Origin of the sequence: Pseudoalteromonas ulvae UL12, from assembly GCF_014925405.1 — a bacterium.
Classification (GTDB): Bacteria; Pseudomonadota; Gammaproteobacteria; order Enterobacterales; family Alteromonadaceae; genus Pseudoalteromonas; species Pseudoalteromonas ulvae.
The window spans coordinates 13,250-36,465 of sequence record NZ_AQHJ01000033.1 but is presented as its reverse complement, the minus strand read 5'-3'; the positions used below and the strand labels follow the sequence as shown (position 1 = coordinate 36,465).

Annotated in this window: 19 protein-coding genes; 8 read left to right on the top strand and 11 right to left on the bottom strand. The window is 42.3% G+C overall.

The genetic code is table 11. The features are described 5' to 3' along the window. Nucleotides 1–71: 71 nt before the first annotated feature. Complete coding sequence (gene ssb, locus PULV_RS15545) at nt 72–764, bottom strand: single-stranded DNA-binding protein (protein WP_193332201.1); 693 nt, start codon at nt 762–764, stop codon at nt 72–74. An 18-nt stretch (nt 765–782) separates the two neighbouring features. Then, nucleotides 783–2,150 (bottom strand): MFS transporter, encoded by a 1,368-nt coding sequence (locus PULV_RS15540; protein ID WP_086744046.1) that lies wholly within the window; start codon nt 2,148–2,150, stop codon nt 783–785. 288 nt (nt 2,151–2,438) lie between these two features. On the opposite strand from PULV_RS15540, the gene uvrA reads away from it, so the two are divergent. From uvrA to PULV_RS15520, 4 genes are all read left to right on the top strand, one after another. Beyond that, entirely contained in the window at nt 2,439–5,258 is a 2,820-nt protein-coding gene (gene uvrA / locus PULV_RS15535) for an excinuclease ABC subunit UvrA (protein ID WP_086744045.1), read from the top strand. Nucleotides 5,259–5,282: 24 nt separating this feature from the next. Next, the gene (locus PULV_RS15530) at nt 5,283–6,260 is read left to right on the top strand and encodes a hypothetical protein (RefSeq protein ID WP_193332200.1); all 978 of its coding nucleotides are present in this window, start codon (nt 5,283–5,285) and stop codon (nt 6,258–6,260) included. A gap of 12 nt (nt 6,261–6,272) precedes the next feature. Continuing rightward, nucleotides 6,273–7,166 carry a TraB/GumN family protein gene (locus PULV_RS15525; RefSeq protein ID WP_086744043.1) on the top strand — a complete coding sequence of 298 codons (894 nt, stop codon included), beginning with the start codon at nt 6,273–6,275 and terminating at the stop codon, nt 7,164–7,166. Between the two features lie 275 nt (nt 7,167–7,441). Continuing rightward, a complete protein-coding gene (locus PULV_RS15520) occupies nt 7,442–8,392 on the top strand; it encodes an IS110-like element ISPtu2 family transposase (RefSeq protein WP_193331278.1) in 951 nt (316 codons plus the stop codon). Nucleotides 8,393–8,420: 28 nt separating this feature from the next. On the opposite strand, the gene PULV_RS15515 is transcribed toward PULV_RS15520, so the two are convergent. Beyond that, entirely contained in the window at nt 8,421–8,810 is a 390-nt protein-coding gene (locus PULV_RS15515) for an acyl-CoA thioesterase (RefSeq protein WP_086744042.1), read from the bottom strand. 23 nt (nt 8,811–8,833) lie between these two features. Here PULV_RS15515 and PULV_RS15510 point away from each other — a divergent pair, with 23 nt between their 5' ends. Beyond that, on the top strand, nt 8,834–9,544 hold the full coding sequence (locus PULV_RS15510) for a 2OG-Fe(II) oxygenase (protein ID WP_193332199.1): 711 nt from the start codon (nt 8,834–8,836) through the stop codon (nt 9,542–9,544). On the opposite strand, the gene PULV_RS15505 is transcribed toward PULV_RS15510, so the two are convergent. Beyond that, on the bottom strand, nt 9,545–10,405 hold the full coding sequence (locus PULV_RS15505; protein WP_193332198.1) for a tetratricopeptide repeat protein: 861 nt from the start codon (nt 10,403–10,405) through the stop codon (nt 9,545–9,547). Between the two features lie 391 nt (nt 10,406–10,796). Here PULV_RS15505 and PULV_RS15500 point away from each other — a divergent pair, with 391 nt between their 5' ends. After that, complete coding sequence (locus PULV_RS15500) at nt 10,797–11,408, top strand: response regulator (RefSeq protein ID WP_193332197.1); 612 nt, start codon at nt 10,797–10,799, stop codon at nt 11,406–11,408. Between the two features lie 222 nt (nt 11,409–11,630). On the opposite strand, the gene PULV_RS15495 is transcribed toward PULV_RS15500, so the two are convergent. Both PULV_RS15495 and PULV_RS15490 read right to left on the bottom strand, forming a co-directional pair. Beyond that, on the bottom strand, nt 11,631–12,869 hold the full coding sequence (locus PULV_RS15495) for a cysteine desulfurase-like protein (RefSeq protein WP_193332196.1): 1,239 nt from the start codon (nt 12,867–12,869) through the stop codon (nt 11,631–11,633). Between the two features lie 12 nt (nt 12,870–12,881). Beyond that, on the bottom strand, nt 12,882–13,514 hold the full coding sequence (locus tag PULV_RS15490; RefSeq protein WP_086744038.1) for a 2OG-Fe dioxygenase family protein: 633 nt from the start codon (nt 13,512–13,514) through the stop codon (nt 12,882–12,884). A gap of 313 nt (nt 13,515–13,827) precedes the next feature. Here PULV_RS15490 and PULV_RS15485 point away from each other — a divergent pair, with 313 nt between their 5' ends. Then, nucleotides 13,828–16,284 carry an alpha/beta hydrolase family protein gene (locus tag PULV_RS15485; RefSeq protein WP_193332195.1) on the top strand — a complete coding sequence of 819 codons (2,457 nt, stop codon included), beginning with the start codon at nt 13,828–13,830 and terminating at the stop codon, nt 16,282–16,284. 142 nt (nt 16,285–16,426) lie between these two features. Further along, nucleotides 16,427–17,134 carry a response regulator transcription factor gene (locus PULV_RS15480; protein WP_086744036.1) on the top strand — a complete coding sequence of 236 codons (708 nt, stop codon included), beginning with the start codon at nt 16,427–16,429 and terminating at the stop codon, nt 17,132–17,134. 36 nt (nt 17,135–17,170) lie between these two features. Here the strand turns inward: PULV_RS15480 and PULV_RS15475 are convergent, their stop codons facing one another. From PULV_RS15475 to leuC, 5 genes are all read right to left on the bottom strand, one after another. Then, complete coding sequence (locus PULV_RS15475) at nt 17,171–18,883, bottom strand: tetratricopeptide repeat protein (RefSeq protein ID WP_193332194.1); 1,713 nt, start codon at nt 18,881–18,883, stop codon at nt 17,171–17,173. Nucleotides 18,884–18,956: 73 nt separating this feature from the next. Further along, a complete protein-coding gene (locus PULV_RS15470) occupies nt 18,957–20,480 on the bottom strand; it encodes a YifB family Mg chelatase-like AAA ATPase (RefSeq protein ID WP_086744034.1) in 1,524 nt (507 codons plus the stop codon). Nucleotides 20,481–20,514: 34 nt separating this feature from the next. Beyond that, nucleotides 20,515–21,129: a trimeric intracellular cation channel family protein gene (locus PULV_RS15465; protein ID WP_193332193.1), complete on the bottom strand. Its 615-nt coding sequence runs from the start codon at nt 21,127–21,129 to the stop codon at nt 20,515–20,517. 90 nt (nt 21,130–21,219) lie between these two features. Beyond that, entirely contained in the window at nt 21,220–21,816 is a 597-nt protein-coding gene (gene leuD / locus PULV_RS15460; RefSeq protein WP_086744032.1) for a 3-isopropylmalate dehydratase small subunit, read from the bottom strand. After that, entirely contained in the window at nt 21,816–23,216 is a 1,401-nt protein-coding gene (gene leuC / locus PULV_RS15455; protein WP_086744031.1) for a 3-isopropylmalate dehydratase large subunit, read from the bottom strand. Before leuC ends, leuD begins: the two co-directional genes overlap by 1 nt.

Here is a 23,216-nt window from a genome sequence, read left to right as displayed (position 1 = left end):
TAAAATGGGGCTTTAAAATCATTTATCAATACCTTAACGAGTTAAGAAACTCTCAGCATTAATAGATTTAATTAAAACGGAATGTCGTCATCAAAGTCAATGGGGGGTTCCATTGGGTTTGACGCACCGCCTTGTGGGGCATTTTGTGGTTTTGGTGCAAATCCACCTTGCTGCTGACCTTGCTGTGGATTAAATCCGCCTTGCTGTGGCGCTTGCTGCTGTGGTGCAAATCCCCCCTGCTGCGGTGCTGACTGCTGCGAATAACCACCTTGTTGCGGTGCTGATTGCTGTGCATAGCCACTTTGTTGAGGTGCTTGCTGTTGTGGTGCAAATCCACCCTGCTGCTGACCTTGCTGAGGATTAAAACCACCTTGCTGCGGTTTTTGCTGGTAGCCACCAGATTGTGCGCCGTCATTACGACCACCAAGCATTTGCATTTGACCAGTGAAACCATCAACAACGATTTCTGTGGTGTATTTTTCTTGCCCGTCTTTATCTGTCCACTTACGTGTTTGTAGTTTACCTTCTACGTAAATTTGTGAACCTTTACGTACATACTCACCCACGATTTCAGCTAATTTGCCAAAAAATACCACACGATGCCATTCAGTTTTATCTACCATTTGGCCTGTATTTTTATCTTTATAGCTTTCAGCTGTTGCTAAACTTACATTGGCAACTGCATTACCATTTGGCATATATCTTACTTCTGGATCTTGGCCTAAATTACCCACCAAGATAACTTTATTTACACCGCGTGCCATGACACCTCTCCTTTAAACTTAATTCAGTCCAGCAACCTGACGAGCTTGTTCCAGGTTAAACGTTTTATCATTCACTTTTAAATAGGTGCGGCTTTCTTCCCACACCACCGTTGCCTCAATTACACCTTCAAGATCAACGAAGCGAGCCGCCAGCACTTCTGCTTGCTGCTCAGTATCAATTTCAGTAAGTAAACTAATTAATTTACTTCGTGACGGGATCTGCATTCCCCAAGCGATAGCTAACCATATTACCCCAATCAATGCGGCTGCGGCAAACACTGCTTGCCCTGATTCAACCGAGGCAATATAACCTCCTAATATCCCACCTAAAAAAGCACCAAAAAACTGTCCTGATGAGAAGACCCCCATTGCTGAGCCTTTCTGATTGGCAGGAGCCATTCTGGACACTAAAGCGGGCATGGTGGCCTCTAGGAAATTAAAGGCGATAAAGTAACCGAGCATGGAAATACCAATACCCCATACTGAATTAGCAGCTAAAGTCAGCGTCATTAAGCTCGCAACAAGTAACGCAATCGAGGCTATAAATGCCTGTTTTTCTTTTTCTTTTTTTATTGAAATAATCATAATTGGCACCATTAATACAAATGCCAACACCAATACTGGAATATAAAGCTGCCAATGCTGCTCAGCTGCAAACCCACCTGACATCAACTTACTTGGCAAGACCACAAACACGGCTGTTAAGGTCAAATGCAATAACATCACACCCAAATCTAAACGCGCTAGTTGCGGATTTTTCATCAGCTTTTTAATATCACCGAACACAGCTAAAGTATCGCCTTTTGGCGCTCGGTTAACCGCGGTTGGTACAATCGTCAGGACTATCACTATTCCACACAATGCCAAAGCTGTTGTTAACCAAAAAATACCACTAATACCAAAGCTAGCAGCGATCATCGGCCCAAGTAACATCGCAAACGCAAAACTAAGCCCAATACACATCCCTATCACAGCCATCACTTTTGGGCGCTGTTCATCACGGCTTAAATCAGCGGCCAAGGCCAGCACTGCACTAGCTATCGCGCCCATGCCTTGAAGTGCTCGACCTAAAGTCATCATATAAATTGAATCTGCCATCGCGGCAATCAGTGAACCTAGAGCGAACATCAGTAAACCCGCCACAATGACGCGCTTACGACCAAACTTATCAGACAACCAGCCCATCGGTATTTGCAGCAGCGCTTGTGTCAAACCATAAGCACCAATGGCTAAGCCGACCCATAACGGAGAAAAACCTTCTAACTCTTGGCCATAAATAGCCAAAACAGGCATGAGCATAAACAAGCCCAGCATGCGAAATGCAAAAACACTGGCCAAAGAAACCGCTGTGCGTTTCTCTAAATGATTGAGCGATGATGAAGACATAACACCTAGTCGTATGGTCAATTTATACAAAAATTAGGGCGGCTATATTAACACAGATATTTCAAACCCGTCTAAACCGGATTCACTGTTCGACGCTAAAAATCCCTCATCACTTATTTTCACACTCCTTTAGCGCTGGCGCACGAAGAAAAATCAAACAGCTGCCACAAGTTGACCAAAACATCAGACCATAAACAGTACTCAACTTTTTTTCAAAGTATGCGATACTGGCAGTTAAACCTGATCGAACGTAAATCAGCCACCGTACAATCAAGATTTAGAGAACTCATGGATAATATCGAAGTAAGAGGGGCTCGCACCCACAACCTTAAAGACATCAACCTCACCATTCCTAGAGATAAGCTTATTGTGATCACAGGCTTATCTGGCTCAGGAAAATCATCTTTAGCGTTTGATACTTTATATGCCGAAGGGCAGCGCCGTTACGTAGAATCCTTGTCATCGTATGCACGACAATTTTTATCTTTGATGGAAAAGCCCGATGTCGATCACATCGAAGGTTTGTCACCGGCTATTTCCATTGAGCAGAAGTCAACCTCTCATAACCCACGCTCAACCGTGGGCACCATTACTGAAATTTACGATTATCTACGATTATTATTTGCCCGAGTAGGTGAACCGCGCTGCCCACATCACGATCTGCCATTGGCAGCGCAAACCATCAGTCAAATGGTTGACCAAGTATTAGCACTTGAAGCCGACACTAAAGTAATGTTGCTCGCCCCTGTTGTTAAAGAACGTAAAGGTGAGCATGTTAAAACCCTTGAATCACTGGCTGCACAAGGTTACATTCGCGCTCGGATCGATGGTCAAGTATGTGATTTATCCGATCCTCCAGAACTGGAGCTTCATAAAAAACATACCATAGAGGTGGTCGTCGACCGCGTCAAAGTCAAAGATGGATTACAGCAGCGCCTTGCGGAATCGTTTGAAGCTGCATTGGGGCTTTCTAATGGCGTGGCACAAATTGCTTTTATGGATGACCCGACTCGCGAAGAAATTATTTTCTCAGCTAATTTTGCCTGTCCAACCTGTGGTTATGCCATGGTCGATTTAGAGCCTCGTCTATTTTCATTTAATAATCCGGCAGGTGCGTGTCAAAGTTGTGATGGTTTAGGCGTTCGCCAATATTTCGACCCTAATCGAGTTGTGCAAAATGCCGAATTAAGTTTAGCAGGCGGTGCTATTCGCGGTTGGGACAAACGCAGCCTGTACTACTTCCAGATGCTGCAAGCGGTTGCTACACATTATAAATTTGATATTGAAACACCTTTTAACCAGCTCACAGCTGATGCGCAACGTGTCGTACTTGAAGGTTCAGGTACCACTGCGATTGAATTTCAATACCGCAATGATCGTGGCGATGTTGTGGTGCGCAATCACACCTTTGAAGGTGTGCTTAACAATATGAACCGTCGCTACAAAGAAACCGAATCAAGCTCAGTACGCGAAGATCTTGCCAAATACCAAACCAGTCAAGATTGTCCTAGCTGTAATGGCTCGCGTTTACGCGAAGAAGCACGACATGTGTTTATTGGCCAAACAAACCTCCCAGAGGTCACTCGCATGAGTATCGGCGAAGCCACCGAGTTTTTTGCCAGCTTGTTGTTAACAGGGCAAAAAGGTCAAATAGCCGAAAAAATTCTCAAAGAAATCCGCGAACGCTTATCTTTTTTAGTGAACGTTGGCTTAAATTATCTCTCTCTTGAGCGCAGTGCCGACACACTATCAGGCGGCGAAGCACAGCGCATTCGTCTAGCCAGCCAAATCGGCGCAGGGTTAGTTGGAGTTATGTATGTGCTTGATGAACCCTCAATCGGCTTACATCAACGTGATAACGACCGTCTTTTGGGCACTTTAACCCACCTACGAGATCTCGGTAACACTGTTATTGTGGTGGAGCACGATGAAGACGCGATCCGCGCTGCCGATCACATTATTGATATCGGCCCAGGTGCCGGTGTTCACGGCGGTTACGTCATTGCCGAAGGCACGCGCGATGACATTATGAACAATGAAAAATCAGTCACAGGTCAATATTTAAGTGGTGCACGTAAGATTGATGTGCCCGCAGAGCGCAACCCAACCAATGACAAATGGCTTGAGGTATTCGGTGCCACGGGTAATAACCTGAAAAATGTCGATTTACACATCCCATTTGGTCTAATGACATGCATTACTGGGGTATCGGGTTCAGGAAAGTCGACCTTAATCAACGATACTTTATTTAAGGTTGCTCACACTGCCCTCAACGGCGCAACAACCGCCGAAGCCGCGCCTCATAAAGAAGTTAAAGGGCTGGAGCATTTTGATAAAGTAATCGATATCGACCAAAGCCCAATCGGCCGTACGCCCCGCTCGAATCCTGCCACTTACACTGGGATTTTTACAGCAATTCGTGAGTTGTTTGCTGGCACTCAAGAAGCACGTTCTCGCGGGTATAAAGTCGGTCGCTTTAGTTTTAACGTGAAAGGCGGGCGATGCGAAGCATGTCAGGGTGATGGTTTAATTAAAGTTGAAATGCACTTTTTGCCTGATGTGTACGTGCCTTGTGATGTGTGTAAAAGCAAACGTTATAACCGTGAAACACTCGAAGTGCTTTATAAAGGAAAAAACATTCACCAAGTGCTCGAAATGACTGTCGAAGATGCTCATGCATTTTTCGACAAAATCCCGGCTATTGCCCGTAAATTACAGACTTTAATGGACGTGGGTTTGTCGTATATTCGCCTTGGCCAAGCAGCCACCACCTTATCGGGTGGTGAAGCGCAACGGGTTAAATTAGCCCGCGAGCTTTCAAAACGAGATACAGGTAAAACCTTGTATATCTTGGATGAACCCACCACAGGGTTGCACTTCCACGATATCCAGCAATTACTTCTGGTATTGCAACGTTTACGAGATCACGGCAACACTATTGTAATTATCGAGCACAACCTTGATGTCATTAAAACAGCTGATTGGATTGTCGATCTTGGACCTGAAGGCGGAGCTGGAGGTGGTGAAATACTCATTGCTGGCACCCCAGAAGATGTTGCACAATGTGAAACATCACACACAGGTCGGTATCTTAAACCTCTGCTTTAGCAGAGGTTTTGTTTTGGAGTATTCATGGAACGACTTACTTTTTTAAATAACCCCATCAGTCATCGCCTTAACCATTTGAAAGTAAAGTTGCAACAAATTTGGTTTTCTCTCAATACTGCACAGCGTTTTTATTTCCTTGCAGTTTTGATGTTACCAAGCGAAAACCTAGTTTTAGTGAGTATTCCTGCAGCATTGGCTCTTTGTATTGAGTTTTGGCCCCGCTTTGTCAAATGCTGGGATTCTATTTTAGGCAAAGCACTGATCTTATTGATTTACGCCATCATCGCCAATTTTTCGCTTGTGAGTGCATCCGGTATCGTCAACGAAATCACCACCGTCTCTGCGACGCATTTTACCTACAGCCACAACTTCGCCATTTTATTATTTTTACCGAGCTGGATAATTGGCATTTCATTCATCTTTTTACTTTTATTTCAGATTATCATGCCATTTTATTTATTGGCTTTATTAGCACTGAAACCCTTTGGATTAAAAGGGGTACGTTTGATCAGCCGCTGTGAATTTCCATTTCTTACAGCCTTAGTGCGTTTTATTGTCGCTATGGTGTTATTGGTGCAAGTAGTTGAACTCTCCGATGTCGGTTTAAATAAGCAAGCCCAAAGTTTTATCAAAGGTGTTGAAGAAGGTTTTAACGACGCGCACCACACTCAACCTCCTGCAGCGAGCAAGGCAAACAACCAAAGTGATGAAGATCAAACCTTATCGATTGGTATCATTGATAAAAATGCCAATAACCCGTCGAACTCAAGCATTAATATTGATATGAACAAAAACTACCCAAGCATCGCCAAGAAACTAATTGCTAAATTTATTTATGAACTTGAAGCCGATGAGTTTTCTCGTTGCCAGCTATCAAACAATACAAAAGTAGTCGAGCTCAATGACTATGAAATTGTTGAAATTAGCAAAAGTGACACAGCACAATACGGTTATCAATTTACGGTGAAAAAGTGTCTTTCACCGGCCTTTCCAGCCAACTAAAAGAACCTTGTTATGAAAAAAATAGCTAAATGGATTCCTTATTTCAAACTGGCAACGGCTGTCAGTATCATCAGCTTAAGCACCTTCTCGCATGCGGCCACCACATCACTTTGGCAGGTCAGTAAAAATGGGGATTCGATTTATATTGGGGGCACAGTGCATGTGTTACCGCCCAGCGAATTCCCACTGCCAAAAGGGTTTGAGCAAGCGTATCAAAAAAGCGATGTCTTGATGCTCGAAGCGCAATTGCCTGATGCAAACGATACCGCAGCGCAATTAACAATGATGCAAACACTCACTTACCCTGCAGGGCAAAATCTAAAAAGCAATCTATCACCCGCTGTGTATCAACAGTTAAGTCAGTACTTTACAAGTTTAGGTGTCGACATTACGATGTTTGAGCAATTTAAACCGGGCTTAGTGGCGATGATGTTACTCACTTTTGAGTTACAAAAATCGCAACTGCAAGGTGAAGGCGTGGATGCCTACTTTGCCCGTTTGGCGAAACAAGATAGCAAAAAAACGCTGTATCTCGAAACACTCGATTTCCAGCTTTCACTGTTTTCCGCTTTTGGTGAAGACAACACCGATGCGTTTATTACAAGTAACTTAGCGCAAATGAAAGACTTTAAAGCAAGCTTTCTGAAAATGCTTAACGCGTGGCGTTCAGGAGATTTAAGTGACATCGAGTATTTGATGATCACCGAAATGCAGCAAACCGATCCTCAAACATACGATGTGATGTTTACCAAGCGTAATAAAGACTGGATACCAAAACTAGAAGCCCTATTTGGCAACCAAGAAAAAGAATTGATTTTAGTCGGTGCCGCTCATTTGGCGGGTAAAAACAGCGTATTAGATTTACTTAAATTACGCGGTTACAAGGTTAAACAAGTGCAATTTTGATCACAAAGGCGGCTACTAGCCGCCTTTTAACATACATAAATCAGCTTGTATGGATAATAAACCCATCTAATTATTCTTTTAAACCAAGTTCGGGTAATGTGAGACCCAGGCTTTAGCTGCAACTAAAGCTCTCTTTTGTGGTAGTTCGATTAAGCGATGGATCCTCTGTTGAGAGACCGATAACAAGAATGAACGCCACAAAAGACTCCAAGCATCACACTCGAATAGTCTACTGGGTCTCGAACCCGCATTATGCAAGCAAGAGTTAGCTTATTATGAAAACAAATACTAATCAAAACATTAATGTCGGTGTCGATACCGGCAAATTTCAACTCGATATTTATATTCGCCCTCTTGATATCTATTTCACCGTTAAGAACGATGAAAAAGGGATTGCTGAGGCAATTAAAAAAATCAAAATTCACTCTCCAAAACGTATCATTATTGAAGCCACTGGCCGCCTTGAAATGCCCTTTATTATTGCATGTGCAAAGGCCAATTTACCCTTTGTCATTGCCAACCCAATACACATAAAACGCTTTGCTGGTGCCATTGGTCAACGCGCTAAAACCGACAAGCTAGATGCACAGTTGATTGCACATTATGGCGAAGCAATTAAACCCACACTCTCCACCCTAAAGCCTGACATCATGCAGATTATGAGTGATTTGGTTGCCAGAAGAAATCAGCTGTTGGTCATGCAAACGATGGAAAAAAACCGCCTGCAAATTTTACCAAAAGAGCTGATTTCAACCATCAAACCTATTTTAACAGCCTTTAAAAATCAGATTGAAAAAATTGAAAATAAAATTCTAAAACTCATTGAATCATGCCCTGAATATTCAGCCAAAAACACGATTCTGCAAAGCATGAAAGGCATTGGTAAAATTGCCGCTGCTTCCATCATCAGCAACTTACCTGAGCTTGGCTATATGTCGAATAAAGAAGCCGGTGCATTGGTTGGCGTTGCACCTATGAATCGTGAAAGTGGCCGCTATAAAGGGCTTCGGAAAATTCAAGGTGGGCGACATCAAGTGCGCACCGTTTTATACATGGCGATGATGTCAGCCATCCAATCAAACCCTGTTTTTAAATCAACTTATCAGCGATTAGTTGCTGCTGGGAAACCAAAAAAAGTAGCGCTTATTGCGTGTGTCAGGAAGATGATTGTGATCTTAAATTCGATGCTCAGAGACGGGGTGATGTGGGAAGCGCCAAAAGTTTAAAATTAGCTATTGACGCCATAGTCTCTTGTTAGATTAAATGATCCGCCAGTGCGCTGCGCTCTTGCTCATTTAAAGCTTGTGCGCTTTTTTGTGAAAAATCATAACGTACCATCACCGTTTTGCCTTCTGCACAACATTGCCCATGCTGCCAAGCTTGCTGCAGAATAACAAATGAACTGCTGCCAATTTTCTCAATCATGGTCTTAATTTCGACTTCTTGACCATAAAAAAGCTCCCCTTTAAACGTGACCTCAATTTTAGCTACAATTAAACGCCATTGATGCGGGTCAAGGTTTGGGGTGAAAAACTTAAAAATAGGCACACGTGCCGCTTCAAACCACACCGGCAATACGGTATTGTTGATGTGCCCTAAAACATCGGTTTCAGAAAAACGAGGGGCTATTTTTTCAATAAACATAAGAATCCTTATAAGGAACGAGCATGACGGACTTTATCCGAATTTATGATGGCGCACTAAGTCCTGACTTTTGTGATCACTTTATCAAATTATTTGAACAAAGCCCGCATTTAAAACCCGGCACCACCAGTGGCGGAGTTGATTTAGCAAAAAAAAATAGCCGCGACCTCTACTTAAATATGCACCCTGAATACAGCGAGCAACTCAAGCACATCCAGCAAACTACCGCGAAACATTTATTCAACTATTTAGAAGAGCACTTTTTTATTTTAATCGGCGCATTTGGTCTAAAAGTCTATCACCCAAAAACAGGTGAACCTGTTGATTTAACCGTTGAAAACTTCGCCGAAGTGGGTAAACCACAACTACATGTTTTGGTGCCGCAGCTGTTTCGCCTTGGTAATATTCAAGCGCAAAAATACCAAGTTGATGAAGGCGGCTACCCGTACTGGCACAGTGAAGTCTATCCGCAAGTTGGCCACAATGAAGCCCTGCATCGCATTTTGCTTTTTATGTTTTATTTAAACGATGTTGAAGAAGGTGGAGAAACCGAATTTTATTACCAAGAACGTAAAATTCACCCAATAAAAGGCGACATGGTCATCGCCCCCGCCTATTTTACTCACACACACCGAGGCTGTGTGCCAAAATCAAACGACAAATATATCCTAACATCGTGGGTGTTATTTAATCGGGCAGAACAAATTTATGGCCAGCCACCCGAACAACAATAATCAGTCTTGCGGTTTACATAATGCAGGTTCAAGGCATAATTTTCTGACTTGAACCTGTGCTTTTTCATACCCTTGCGCTGCTGCTTGTTGATACCAGAATACAGCTTGTATTAAATCAACCTCAACTCCTTGACCATCACGATACATCTCAGCCAAATTAACTTGAGCATGCATATCGCCTTGCTCAGCAGCCTCTAAAAACTTGGCTAAGGCTTCTTTAAATTGCCCATCTTGATAAAAGGAAATACCGTCTTGATTTGCTCTATTTTGCTCAAATCCTTTATAGAGGGGCTCTGGTTGACTGGGCATTTCAACAATCCCACCAAATAATGTTAAGCCTTGCGCTCGCAGCACTTGATAAATCGCGCCCTCTGAAAATAGCTGCTTAAGTTTGCTGTGCGTGACTTGCTCATGTTCTTTACTGAAATAGTTTGGCTTGATCAAATTATCGAGCTTAATCGCTTTGATTACCTGATTGTGTCGTTGATAGCGGTAGTTAGCGAGCTGAAGAGAAACAGCCTCATCATCAACAGCGGTCACTTTCGCGACTAAAAACTGCTTTTGATAATATGACTCTTGGCGAAACAAACTATAGTCAACCAGATAAAAATCATGCACTTGTGGTGATGCTAATATCGCCATTTGTTGCTTTTTATCTGCTTGCAAAAATGCGAAACCAAACATCATTGCAATCAAAATAATAACCAGACCAATAAACTTAACAACAACTTGCCACCAAGAAAAAAGCTCAATTGAACGCTGCTGCGAATCGTTTAAACACGTTAAGCAGGCTTTGCTTCGACGTAACCGATAAGGAAATACAGGCACAATGCCAAAGCTTAAGTAATGTAATTGATTCACACATTCCATACTTAATGAGCTCTCGCACTGGCTGCACTTTGCTGGAGATGAAGATATAAACGTTTGCCGTTGTAATGAAAAAAAGAGCATTCCACTTCCAAATAGAGAGTTTCATACATCATCACTCAACCACAGCAGGAGCGGAAATAGATAAGTGTAAAATGATGTTACAACACGCACTACCCTTGATAAAAAGGGTACATACTTACAAGCATTGCCCACATTTATTGCTAGGCTAAATCCTTTTCCTTCCCTTACAGGGTTAAATTATCTACTCGCTTTTGATCATTGGCCATTCTAGAACAGTTTGCGCATTTGCCAATCTGTGCTTAATTCTAATACAAGGGATACCGCTGTAAATAATCTGCATCAGATAATTGAGACAAAACTTATGCTTACAAAAAAAGAATGCACACTCACCTCGGCTTTATTAAGTGCGCAAATAAAGAGTCATCGCGCGAAACTAGAAAAGAGTAACAATGATGATGAACGCGCAGAAACCGAAAAAGATTTGATCAGTTATGTTTCAGTGCTCAACAAACTCAGACACCAAGCTGATAAGTTCTCAAAAAAGAAATCCGCTCAAGCAATGCCCCGAGTCTTATTAGTTGATGATGCCCCTTCTATGTTAGCTGTCGCTTCGAAGTTACTTTCTGAAATTGGCTTCAGTAAAATAGATACCACCCCTGACGGCGATAAAGCCTTGAAACTGTTACTCGCTGCAGCTGAAGAAAGTAACCCGTTTAATATTGTTATAACGGATTGGGAAATGGAGGGTAAATCGGGGTTAGATTTATTAAAAGTGATCCGTACCACTGAGTCATTGATGAATACCGATGTATTCATGCTGACTTCGCACTCGGAGCAAGTCAATATCCTAAGTGCCATTGAAGCAGGTGTCACAGGTTACATGCTAAAACCAATAAATTTCAAAATGCTGAATAATAAATTATTGGAATATTTACCCGAAAGCGAAGAGAAAACAACTCCTCAAACTTCATAAGTTCAGCTCAAATCAACGTGCAATAGGCTCGTCATTGATGTGTTGAACTGCCTAATATCCCTTGAAAATCTCTGGCTTGAGAGAAATAGACTGAATAGTGACTTTTAATTCAATCTATTCTCCTCTCATCCAAAACTGAGATTAAATAGAAACGACGTGTCTAGTTCGCACCAACACAAAAGACCCTAACACCAGTATTGATACTGATGCTGGCCATATTATTTAGCGGTTTATTAACTCATTAAGCTTATCAAATAACCGATCAATTTCTGCCACAGTGTTGTAGTGCATGCATCCTATTCGTACGACTCCACCGGTTTCTAACACACCTAATTGCTGACAAAGCCCTTGCGCATAAAAATTTCCATCCCAGACACAAATTGCATCTTGACCTAGAAAACGTGACACTTCATTAGGGCTATGATCCGCAAACGTTAACGCAAATGTTGGCGTACGCTCAGCCAGTCGCGTTACATCATTGATACCAAACAGTTTGATCTGTGGAAATTCAGCCAGACGCGCTAAAAAATGCTGACTAAGAGCCATTTCATGCTGTTTACTGATAGTCAATGCGTCCACTAAACGCACACGTCTCGATTCACTCGAAGGTAATTTACTGATAGACGCAATGTAATCTATTGCAGCTATGACACCAGCAAGCCCTTCAAAACTTTGTGTGCCTGTTTCCCAGCGCCCAGGAATAACATCTTTAGCCGGTTCAACTTTATAAGGCGTAAACCCTTCCAAATGTTCACGTTTTCCATAAACAATTCCAACATGTGGACCAAAAAACTTATAGGCTGAACAGGCTAAAAAATCACAATTTAAGGCTTGAACATCAATCAATTCATGAGGCGCAAAATGCACAGCATCGACGTAAACTAATGCACCCACTTGATGTGCGGCTTCCACAATGCGCTTAATATCATTAATCGAACCAGTGGTATTTGAGGCATATGTCACTGCAACTAGCTTAGTTTTTTCATTCAATAAGCTTTCGAAATGAGCATAATCTAAAGTGCAATCAGCTTCATTTATCAAAGCTGTATTGACTGTCACACCTTTATCTTCGGCGGCCAATTGCCACGATGATACATTCGAAAAGTGATCTGCATTGGTGACAATAATTTCATCACCTGCTTGCCAATCTCTTGAAATCGCACGACTAAAGCTAAACGTAAGGCTAGTCATGTTGGCACCAAACACGATTTGATCTGAACTTGGCGCATTGAGCAAATCAGCCACCGCTTGGCGGGCCTGTTGCATTAACGCAACTGTTTTATCACTTGAAAAAAACGCACCACCTAAATTAGAGTTATAAAACCCTAAATAAGCATTCATTGCTTCGAGCACACTTTGTGGCACTTGCGAGCCACCAGGACCATCAAAAAAAATCGGCGTTTGATTATTAATGCTTTGATTTAAAGCTGGAAACTGTTGACGTAAAGCCGCTACATTCATTTATTGAGTCTCTTAAGCAGTTAGTACAAAACAATCTAAATAACCGACTTTATCAGCATCGATTTTATTCATTGGGGTCGCGTTGTGCCAAACATGGCGATCATTAATGAGTGCAAACATGCCATCTTTAATTGCCATTTTGAAGCAAGGATCAACATCGCGGTTTTCATATACTAAAAGCTCGCCACCTTCGATATTTTCATGAGATACACCACAGACACAAACATGATCAAAACCATCTTGGTGGATCCCTTCAGGAGCTGGCGGCGTATCGCTCTCTATCGCGAGCATTCTAAATTGGTGAATTTCAATTTCAGAGTCAGAAGCGATATTACTCAATTGACAAAACTCGCTGACAATATGCTTCATCCCTTCAGTGGCAAGTAACTGCTCTGATAAATTCTCATAGACACGTTCAACATTCCCTTGGAAAGTGTTGATATCATCATTTTGCACAAATGCTTTAGCTGCTTGCAATGTTAGCTGACCATCAATCATTTTAATCACCGAATAACGACGAAGGCGAAATGCACCATCAGCATAAGGATTCGTAGGAAGCTCATCAAACGATGGTTTTACTTGTGCAATGGTCTCTTGATTTAAGAAGCGTAACTGCAATAAATTCTGGTTGTTTAAAAGGGTCATAACATTCCTATCACAAGGCTCAATTAAGTGAAGGGATTTTAATGCATTTAAAATGCAGAATCTTAGCATTTAACACAAAATAGCAGCCTATAAACGCTATTTATATCCAATTAAAGTAGTTAAAAGGATTTTTTATTTAAATAGCGAACATTTACATCACAATAACAACAAACTGGACAGACCAGATATCATTTCCAGTCAATATAGCTTTCGGAACAAATAATCTGAATTAACGCTCTGTTTATCGCACAAAGATGCCGTCAAAACGCAAAAATGTTTATATTAAGGTCAATTGAAACGATGGAATTAAGCGATGTTAAAAACAATTTTAGCCACTGCATGTGCCGTTGCATTAAGTGCAAACGTACACGCAATTGAATTAGATAAAAAACACATTAATTATTTGGGCCCAATTGCAGAAAATAATTTACTCAAGCCGTATGAGACAGCTCAGCAAAAAGAGATACTCGCCAATTTTGCTGAGACATTAAGTAATAATGCTCAAAAAGTAACAGTGTTTGGTCAACCGTTGACTTGGCAACCATTTGATCAAGTAAATGAACTCACCGTCGCGGGCTTACAAGCTCTAAAATTTACGGTCTCTGTCGATCGTTTTACCCAAGGCACACTCACATTTAATGGTGTCGATAACGCCTCACTGTTTATTAATGGCAAAAGTCACTCTTTAAACAAAGACAAACTCGATGTGAACTTAGCAACTGGCCAACACCAATTTGTGTTATTAGCTGAGCAAGTGGCTGACTGGAAAAAGGTGAATGTCGATTTTGCAGGAAAAGCTGACCACGATAATATCCAACTCATCGAAGAAATCACCACATTGTCTGCACAACAGCTATTTGATGCCGCCACCATCACCGGTTTAAGCTTATCACCTGATAGCAAAGACATGATTATTACCACCAGCCATTACAGTGATAAAGGTGGTGACAAAGCAATTCGCACCACTCAGCTACGCGATGATAAATATCAAGTTCGTTATAGCTGGGATAATGCTAAAGCCAGTGGCTTTGCATGGAGCCCTGATAATCAAAAACTCATTTATACCATTGACGGTCAATTGCGCATGCTCGACCGCAAGACACTACAAAGCAGTATCATCAGCGATAAATTAGTTGGCGCGAGTGGCTTTGAGTTTTTTGATAACAACACGCTTATTTTTTCATGGTATAAAACCGCAGAAACAAACACAGGATTAACCAAGCATTATCAAGGGTTAGAAGATCGCTGGTCGTATGCGCGCAATAGTAATCACGTGTATTTACTAGATATTAGCTCTGGCTTAGCGCGTCAAATTAGTCCAGCGACACACAGCCATTCATTGCAGGACTTCGACAAAGAACGCAATAGCATCTTAGTCAGCCGCAACTTGAAAGACTATGCAGCGCCTCCTCATATGCTCACTGAGTTGGTTGAAATTAATTTAGCCGACAACACAGAAACCTTAATTGGTCAGTATCGCACCTTTAATCAAGCTAAATACCATGATGATGGCTTATACATCACCGCAGGTCCCGCGTTTAACAATGGCGCAGGGCTGGCAATAAAAGAAGGTTTGTTACCCAATAACTATGATGGGCAACTCTATTCTGTCAGCTTTGATGGCAAACAAGTCACCGCATTATCGAAAAGCTTTGACCCAGCCATTGGCAGCATGACAGCTCTTAGCAATGACGACTTAATTTTAAGTGTCACCGAAAAAGATACAAAACAACTGTATTTATTTGATGAAAGTAAAACTCGCTTTACTAAGTTGAACACACAGTTAGACGTTGTTGATCGCTTTAGTGTCAGCGATAACAAAAAACCACGATTAATTGCAGCGGGTACTAATGTCAGTAAACCTCAGCGACTTCAATCTCTGACGATTGCAAAAAACAAAGCCAGCACCTTATGGGATTCAGCCAGTGAGTTTTATGCCAATACTGACATCCCAGCACTCGAAGAGTTTAATTTCACGAATAAATCTGGCGTAGAAATCAGCGGCCGCGTGTATTTACCTCATAACCTAGATAAGAGCAAACAATACCCTGCTTTGGTTTATTATTATGGTGGCACCTCTCCGGTAACACGTGGCTTCACAGGGCGCTATCCATTTAACTTCTGGGCTGCCAACGGCTACGTGGTTTATGTAGTACAGCCAACAGGTGCGACAGGTTTTGGCCAAGAGTTTTCAGCTAAGCATGTTAATGCTTGGGGGGAACATACCGCAGACGATATCATGCAAGGCACTCGCGCTTTTCTAAATGCGTATCCATTTGTAGACAGCAAAAAGGTGGGTAACTTAGGTGCATCGTATGGTGGTTTTATGACTATGCTACTTGCAACTAAAACCGATATGTTCAGCGCATCGATTGCTCATGCTGGCATTTCAAACATCACCTCTTACTGGGGGCAAGGATGGTGGGGTTATTTATACTCTGGCGAAGCATCTAAAAACAGCTTCCCATGGAATAACTCTGCTTTATATAGCCAACAAAGTCCTGTTTTTCATGCAGATAAAGTGAAAACTCCGTTGTTATTAATTCACGGTGATGCCGATACCAATGTACCTAAAGGTGAAAGTCACAACATGTACACGGCACTTAAACTGCTTAATCAGGATGTTGAGCTGATTGAATACAAAGGAGCCGATCACCAGATTATCACCCGTGAGCAACGCTTTCATTGGTGGAATACTATGCTTGCTTATTTTGACGCCAAGCTAAAAGATCAACCACAATGGTGGAATAGTCTATATTCTAGTAAATAAGATAAAAAAGGAGCTAATTTTACATTAGCTCCTATCTACTTGTTGTATTTACATTTCCATACAAAATTAGTATCGCCTTCCTTTTCTCTACTTGATAATTTGATGGTAGTATTGGCGGCCAAGAAAATTGTGAAAAAATAAAATGACGGTTAGAGTTTTATTAGTAGAAGATGACGAATTATTGGTTAAACGCATTGAGTCACACTTTGACGACAGTGGGTTTAGCTTTGTGACCGACATTACCGGCGCAAACGCAATGGACATAGTACAAAGCCGACAAAGCGATCCTTCACAAGCGATTCAACTGGCGATTGTCGATATTGTTTTGCCAGAAAAAGACGGTTTGCTCCTTGCCAAAGAACTCAATACCTTAACCGATATTGGTGTGATTGTGCTATCAAGTCGTGACTCTCAATCAGATCGCATTGCTGGTCTTGCCCAAGGTGCTGATGATTACATCTGCAAACCAGTCGATTTACTTGAGTTAGAGCTACGCATGCGCGCTTTATGTAAGCGCATTGTTGTTGAAACCCAAGATGATTCAGATGATTACATTGAGTATGCCGACATAAAAGTACATCCAGAGCATCGCACTTTAATCTGTGGCGACAGTGAAGAAATGCGCCTAACAGAAGCAGAACATAAAGTGCTGATTTGCCTAATCTCGAATGCAGGTAAAGCCACTTCGCGTGAAAAACTCTCAGAAGAAATAGGCCAAACCGATTGGAGCCCAGCTGATCGTACTGTCGATGTATTAATTGGTCGTTTACGTAAAAAACTCAGTGATGAAAAAGATCAAAAACGCATTGTCACTGTGCGCGGAAAAGGTTACATGATTTCGTTAGCCTAATTGATTAGGCTAACTTACATTACTACTTGCTTGAGATTACCAAGGCGCAATCTCTGAGTTTTCATATGACAACAAACGCTGTTCAAAAGGCTCCATAAAATAATCTTTACTCCATGCCTGTTTCACTGCTTGCTTTTGTTTATCAACCGCTTCTTCAAATTGCCCAAGCTTAGCGTAAGCGGCTGCAATATATTCTAATGCCCACGGGTCGTCTTGCTCATCAACAACTTGCTCTCCTAAGCTGATTGCCAACTCCAAATCACTTCTCATGTTTGAAGTACGTGCATATATGCCAGCAAGCTCGCGTTTGGCAATAATATTACCTTGTCCAACGGCCATTTCTAGCCAAGCTTTCGCTTGTTCTTGTTGATCATTTGATAGGTTAGGATCGTGTAAGAGACACTTTGCAGCTTGAACTTGCGCCGGCACATAGCCATTTTCGGCTGCGATGCTCAATAACGGTACGTTACAATTAGCACCTAGTAAAAATAAGCTTTCAGCATGACCACCTTTAGCCGCTTCTTTACGCCAGTAATCAGCTAATAGCTCTTTTGGTTGATTGATTATCGATTTAATCGTTGCATGACTACGTGTTAAGTAATTTGAAAAGCGTTGGTTGCGAGGTTCATTATTATAAAAAAACTCAACTAAATATGGCCCTTGCTCAACAGTCGCTTTTTGCGGTTCGATATATGATAACTGCCAGTCATCTAATGTTTTTTCTGCATTTGACTTGAGTGACTCAGCAACAGAATGCTTAGAATAAAGTACTTTTTTTGAAATTTTTGCAGATGAATCTAACCAAACTAAATAACTAAAATTATGAAAGCGCCCCTCTAATTCAGGCTGATAATCAAAAGTAGGTATTTGGCTTTCTTTTAAAAAAATACGCTGCGGCTGCGTCGTTGCGGCGACAACTTTCTCTTTGGGCAAAGCAACAACATGTTCAGGTAAATCGCTCATTAGTGACAGTAAGCTGGCCAGTTCTGCTTGCGCATTGATATCACCTGACTTGGCTTGCCCTATTAGCTGTTTTTGCTTTGTCGCAATACTCGCTTTGATATCTTGAGGTAATTCACTGCTTTTAAATAACCCACTAAATTGCGCATTACTAAATGTACGTAGCGTACCGCCTACTTTTAGGATCTGGTAGCGGGAGTTTTCGAGCTTTTCTTTAACACTGTCAGCAAATTCAGAGTTCGGGTATGACTGAAGTAACACCAAGTCCCGCGCAACACCATTGCGGTCAATATCAAAAATAAAAGATGCAAAACCTGGCACACCATCACGAGCGAGCCCAGATGGATATTCAGCATCTGGATTAATGGTACGTTTCGGAGTTGGGTTATGACTGCGTACAGATGAGAATTTGTTTTCTAAATTATCAGTTCCTTGAGCACCGTAGAGCTCTATAAGCTGTGCCGCCTTGGCTTCAGCTTGTTTAAGCTGTTCAGGGCTAAGGCGTTTTATTACTGACATTCGAGCCTGACGCGCCATTTTAAAACCGTTGTCGAGTGCAAGGGTTAAATAACTATACGCCATTACCGGATCCGCTTTCACACCTTGGCCACGCAAGTACTGCACACCTATATTAAACTGGCTTTTTGCATGCCCTAAATGGGCGGTATCTTGGAAAATTCGAAACGCTTGCTGATAATTTTGATTGAGATAAAGATCCATCGCTTTATTGGCATCAGCAAATGCTGACATGCTTAAAACTGAACTAATTAAAAGCGCTAACCTTTTCATCTCACAATCCTTATATTACTCGACTAACAGCATGTTAACAGTTGGTAAATTAAGGTGCAAACCACTCTTATCATTAATACTGAGATAATTGATTTAATAGCCTTTCTAGTGCTCGATAACCAATCGATTCTTTCAGATGAGGCAAAGTAATATCTGACTCGGCGGATAAATCAGCAATGGTACGCGCAACTTTAATAATACGATGATACGATCTGGGTGATAAACCAAGCTTTTCACTAACCTGAGCTAAAAACACTTGCTCTTCATGTCCCAAAGGGCAGTGTATGGCAATTTCTTTATTGCCAAGTTGGCTGTTGAGCTTACCTTGGCGTTTCATTTGCCGTTCATACGCTTGCTCAACGCGGATGCGAACATCTTCACTTGATTCACTATATTCTTGGCTTTGTAACTGAGAAGCAGGCAAGCGAGGAAGTTCAACCTGTAAGTCAATCCGGTCTAAAAATGGGCCTGATATTTTGCTAAGGTATTTAAGCACTTGATCGGGAGTGGAGCGCTTATCAGTGTGACACCCTGTTGGACTGGGATTTAATGCCGCAATCAATTGAAAGTTAGCAGGAAACTCTGCTTGTCTGGCTGCGCGAGATATCACAACTTTCCCAGTTTCCATAGGCTCACGCAAACTATCGAGCACTTTACGTTCAAACTCAGGCAACTCATCCAGAAATAAAATACCGTTATGTGCCAAGCTGATTTCGCCAGGCCGTGGGTTCGATGAGCCCCCCACCAGCGCAACAGCAGAGCACGTATGATGTGGATTACGATAAGGGCGCTTGCGCCAATTGTTCAGAGCAATTTCTTGTCCGGTTATGGAGTAAAGTGCTGCGGTTTCAAGCGCTTCATCAGCTGTCATTGGCGGCATAATACTGGTCATTCGCTGCGCTAACATCGATTTACCAGTGCCCGGAGGCCCGACGAAAAGTAAGTTATGCTGGCCAGCAGCGGCAATTTCTAGCGCTCGCTTGCCTTGTTGCTGCCCTTTGACTTCATTCAAATCGAGGGCATCGCCACAAACATCATGCTGTTTGTCAGGCTCCGATTGATAAGCACAATTGAGCGCTAATGGCATCTGGCCACTTAAATCTAACCATACTTGCTGCAAGCTAGTACATGCTTTTCGATTCGCGCTATCGATAAGGCTGGCTAAAGGATCATCCACTTGTGCCAACACACAGCACCGCTTAGCTTGTGTGGCCGCCATAACGCTCGGTACAATCGCCGAAACGCCACGGATTTCACCACTTAAAGCCAGTTCACCAAAAAATTCATACTGGCTTATATCAGGGCTATGAAGCTGTTCAGATGCAACTAAAATACCTATCGCTATGGCTAAGTCAAAACGGCCGCCTTCTTTAGGCAAATCCGCTGGGGCTAGATTAACGGTGATCCGCTGATCTGGAAATGAGAATTGGGAATTAATCAAAGCGCTACGAACGCGATCTTTAGCTTCTTTGACTGACGTCTCGGGCAACCCAACAATACTAAATGACGGTAAGCCGTTACCTAAATGAACTTCAACGATAACTTCTGGTGCGGCAATACCAACTTGAGCGCGAGAATAAATGCGAGCTAAAGACATTCCATGTCCTTTTTTTAATCGGGTTTATACAAGTTTAGTTTGGATATTTAAAAACATGTAAGCTCAAGCGCCATTTTATTGCTGCAGCCCTTAACACTAATGTCGCGAGCATCCCGGTAATAATCGCTATTTCTTTGTCGATACCAAAGTTTAAACTTTGCGTATAGACCACGCCCCCTAATATACACGTCGTTGCATACAACTCACTTTTAAGCACCATCGGAGTGGAGCGAGCAAGTACATCGCGGATCATACCACCAAAACAGCCAGTAATTACCCCCATAACTACAGCGGTAATATCTGGCATGCCGTAATCAAGTGCCTTTTGCACTCCCATTACCACAAAAAAAGCCAACCCTAATGCATCAGCACTTTCGATAATAATTTTTCGCATTTCACCCCGTTTATTTAACCAAATTATGGTCAAAAACGAGGCCCCTAAAATCGAATACAGGTAACTGGGATCATGCAACCAAAAAACTGGCGCATTCAAAATGACATCTCGAATGGTACCACCACCAATTCCAGTGACTGCGGCTAATACCACCACGCCAAATCCATCCAGTTTTTTACGGTGAGCCACAAGCGCTCCCGAAATAGCAAAAACCGCAACACCGATTAAATCAAACCAATGAAACATAGCATCCATTTACAACCCACCCCGGGGGAACTCGATAAAAACAAAAAAGGCCGAGTATCATAACTCGGCCTTTAAACATAACAAACTATTTTAGGGCATTTACTGCCACGGGCGTTCGCGATGAAGCTGATCTTCAAATTGTTGAATATTCGCATTGAGTGTTTCTGTCACGCCGATAAAATCAAGGCCACTTAACAAGCGCTCTTTGATATCCGCTCGCACCTCAAAAGAAATATCATCAAAGGCATCACTTCTTAACATCTGCGCGGCTAAATCGACATCAATCTGTAATTCTTGCTTTTCAGCTAACACAAACAATCGATCAAGTGTCTCACTGGGCAATGCGATGGCCAACATTTGATTATTAGCGCAGTTATTAAAGAAAATATCAGCAAAACTCTCAGCCAAAATCACTTCAAAACCATACTGTTTTAGCGCCCAAGGTGCATGCTCACGAGACGAGCCACAACCAAAATTATCACGAGTTAGCAAAACACTCGCGCCTTGATAGCGACGTTCATTGAGAATAAATTCAGGATTCAGTTCGCCATTATCTAAGTAGCGCCAATCATAAAAAAGCGCTTTATCAAAGCCATCGCGACTGGTCGATGTCAAAAACTGCTTCGGAATAATTTGGTCAGTATCGACATTGTTTTTATCTAAAGGTGCTAATAAACCTTGGTGAAATACGCTCATTATGCCTCTCCTCTAATGTCAACAAAGTGGCCATAAACAGCCGCCGCAGCAGCCATCGCAGGGCTAACTAAGTGCGTGCGCCCACCGCGACCTTGGCGGCCTTCAAAGTTACGGTTTGATGTGGATGCACAGCGTTTACCAGCTTCTAATCTATCGTCGTTCATTGCCAAACACATCGAACAACCAGGCTCTCGCCATTCAAAACCTGCTGCTTTGAAGATCTCGGCTAGGCCTTCATCTTCGGCTTGTTTTTTAACTAAACCAGAACCCGGTACAATCAAGGCTTCAATGCCATTGACCACTTGCTTACCTTGTACAATCGCGGCTGCAGCACGTAAGTCCTCAATGCGGCTATTGGTACACGAACCAATAAATACCGTATCCACTTTCACATCTGATATTTTTTGCCCCGGCGTTAAATCCATGTAGGCTAAAGCGCGACGAATCGCATCTGCTTTAATAAGGTCAGGCTCTAAAGTCGGATCAGGAATGGTACCATCAACCCCTATCACTTGCTCAGGACTCGTACCCCATGTGATTTGTGGCTGGATATCGCTTGCTTCAAACTCAACGACGTGATCAAACACAGCATCATCGTCTGATTTTAGCGTTTGCCAATAAGTAACCGCTTCGTGCCAATCTGCACCTTTTGGTGCAAACGGACGACCTTCTAAATAATCATAGGTAATTTGATCCGGTGCAATTAACCCTGCTTTGGCACCCATTTCAATACTCATATTGCATAAAGTCATGCGCGCTTCCATCGACAATTCACGAATGGCTTGACCGCAAAACTCAGCAACGTAGCCATTACCACCAGCAGTCCCTAAACGACCAATAACAGCCATGATTAAATCTTTAGCTGTGACTGTGGGTTTTAAGGAACCGTTTATCTGAATCTTTAAGGAGCGGGCTTTTTTCTGCTGCAGTGTTTGAGTGGCTAAAACATGCTCCACTTCCGAGGTGCCAATACCATGAGCTAACGCACCAAATGCACCGTGAGTAGAAGTGTGACTGTCTCCACACACTATGGTTGTGCCAGGTAAAGTGATCCCTTGCTCTGGGCCCATTACATGCACAATCCCTTGGTTAATAGAATTTAAGTCGTACAAAGGTACACCAAACTCTTTACAGTTTTCTGTTAAAGCATTGAGCTGATTTTGCGCAACTTTACTCGCAGCAGCTAATGAGCGCTCTTTGGTTGATATATTATGATCCATCGTCGCAAAAGTTTTATCAGGGCGTCGAACGGCGCGTTTTTTTTCTCTTAAGCCCGCAAACGCTTGCGGTGATGTTACTTCGTGTACTAAATGGCGATCAACATACAGCAAATCAGTCTGTTCATTAATTGCTGTTATTTTATGCGCTTGCCAAATTTTGTCATATAAGGTGTGAGCCAC

Excerpts from the sequence above, each read along its gene's own strand:
- PULV_RS15465 (WP_193332193.1), bottom strand. The coding sequence starts at position 21,129 with ATGGATGCTATGTTTCATTGGTTTGATTTAATCGGTGTTGCGGTTTTT.
- PULV_RS15525 (WP_086744043.1), top strand. The coding sequence starts at position 6,273 with ATGAAAAAAATAGCTAAATGGATTCCTTATTTCAAACTGGCAACGGCT.
- PULV_RS15495 (WP_193332196.1), bottom strand. The coding sequence starts at position 12,869 with ATGAATGTAGCGGCTTTACGTCAACAGTTTCCAGCTTTAAATCAAAGC.
- PULV_RS15485 (WP_193332195.1), top strand. The coding sequence starts at position 13,828 with ATGTTAAAAACAATTTTAGCCACTGCATGTGCCGTTGCATTAAGTGCA.
- leuD (WP_086744032.1), bottom strand. The coding sequence starts at position 21,816 with ATGAGCGTATTTCACCAAGGTTTATTAGCACCTTTAGATAAAAACAAT.
- PULV_RS15520 (WP_193331278.1), top strand. The coding sequence starts at position 7,442 with ATGAAAACAAATACTAATCAAAACATTAATGTCGGTGTCGATACCGGC.
- uvrA (WP_086744045.1), top strand. The coding sequence starts at position 2,439 with ATGGATAATATCGAAGTAAGAGGGGCTCGCACCCACAACCTTAAAGAC.
- PULV_RS15470 (WP_086744034.1), bottom strand. The coding sequence starts at position 20,480 with ATGTCTTTAGCTCGCATTTATTCTCGCGCTCAAGTTGGTATTGCCGCA.
- ssb (WP_193332201.1), bottom strand. The coding sequence starts at position 764 with ATGGCACGCGGTGTAAATAAAGTTATCTTGGTGGGTAATTTAGGCCAA.
- PULV_RS15510 (WP_193332199.1), top strand. The coding sequence starts at position 8,834 with ATGACGGACTTTATCCGAATTTATGATGGCGCACTAAGTCCTGACTTT.
- PULV_RS15480 (WP_086744036.1), top strand. The coding sequence starts at position 16,427 with ATGACGGTTAGAGTTTTATTAGTAGAAGATGACGAATTATTGGTTAAA.
- PULV_RS15515 (WP_086744042.1), bottom strand. The coding sequence starts at position 8,810 with ATGTTTATTGAAAAAATAGCCCCTCGTTTTTCTGAAACCGATGTTTTA.
- PULV_RS15475 (WP_193332194.1), bottom strand. The coding sequence starts at position 18,883 with ATGAAAAGGTTAGCGCTTTTAATTAGTTCAGTTTTAAGCATGTCAGCA.
- PULV_RS15540 (WP_086744046.1), bottom strand. The coding sequence starts at position 2,150 with ATGTCTTCATCATCGCTCAATCATTTAGAGAAACGCACAGCGGTTTCT.
- PULV_RS15490 (WP_086744038.1), bottom strand. The coding sequence starts at position 13,514 with ATGACCCTTTTAAACAACCAGAATTTATTGCAGTTACGCTTCTTAAAT.
- PULV_RS15500 (WP_193332197.1), top strand. The coding sequence starts at position 10,797 with ATGCTTACAAAAAAAGAATGCACACTCACCTCGGCTTTATTAAGTGCG.
- PULV_RS15530 (WP_193332200.1), top strand. The coding sequence starts at position 5,283 with ATGGAACGACTTACTTTTTTAAATAACCCCATCAGTCATCGCCTTAAC.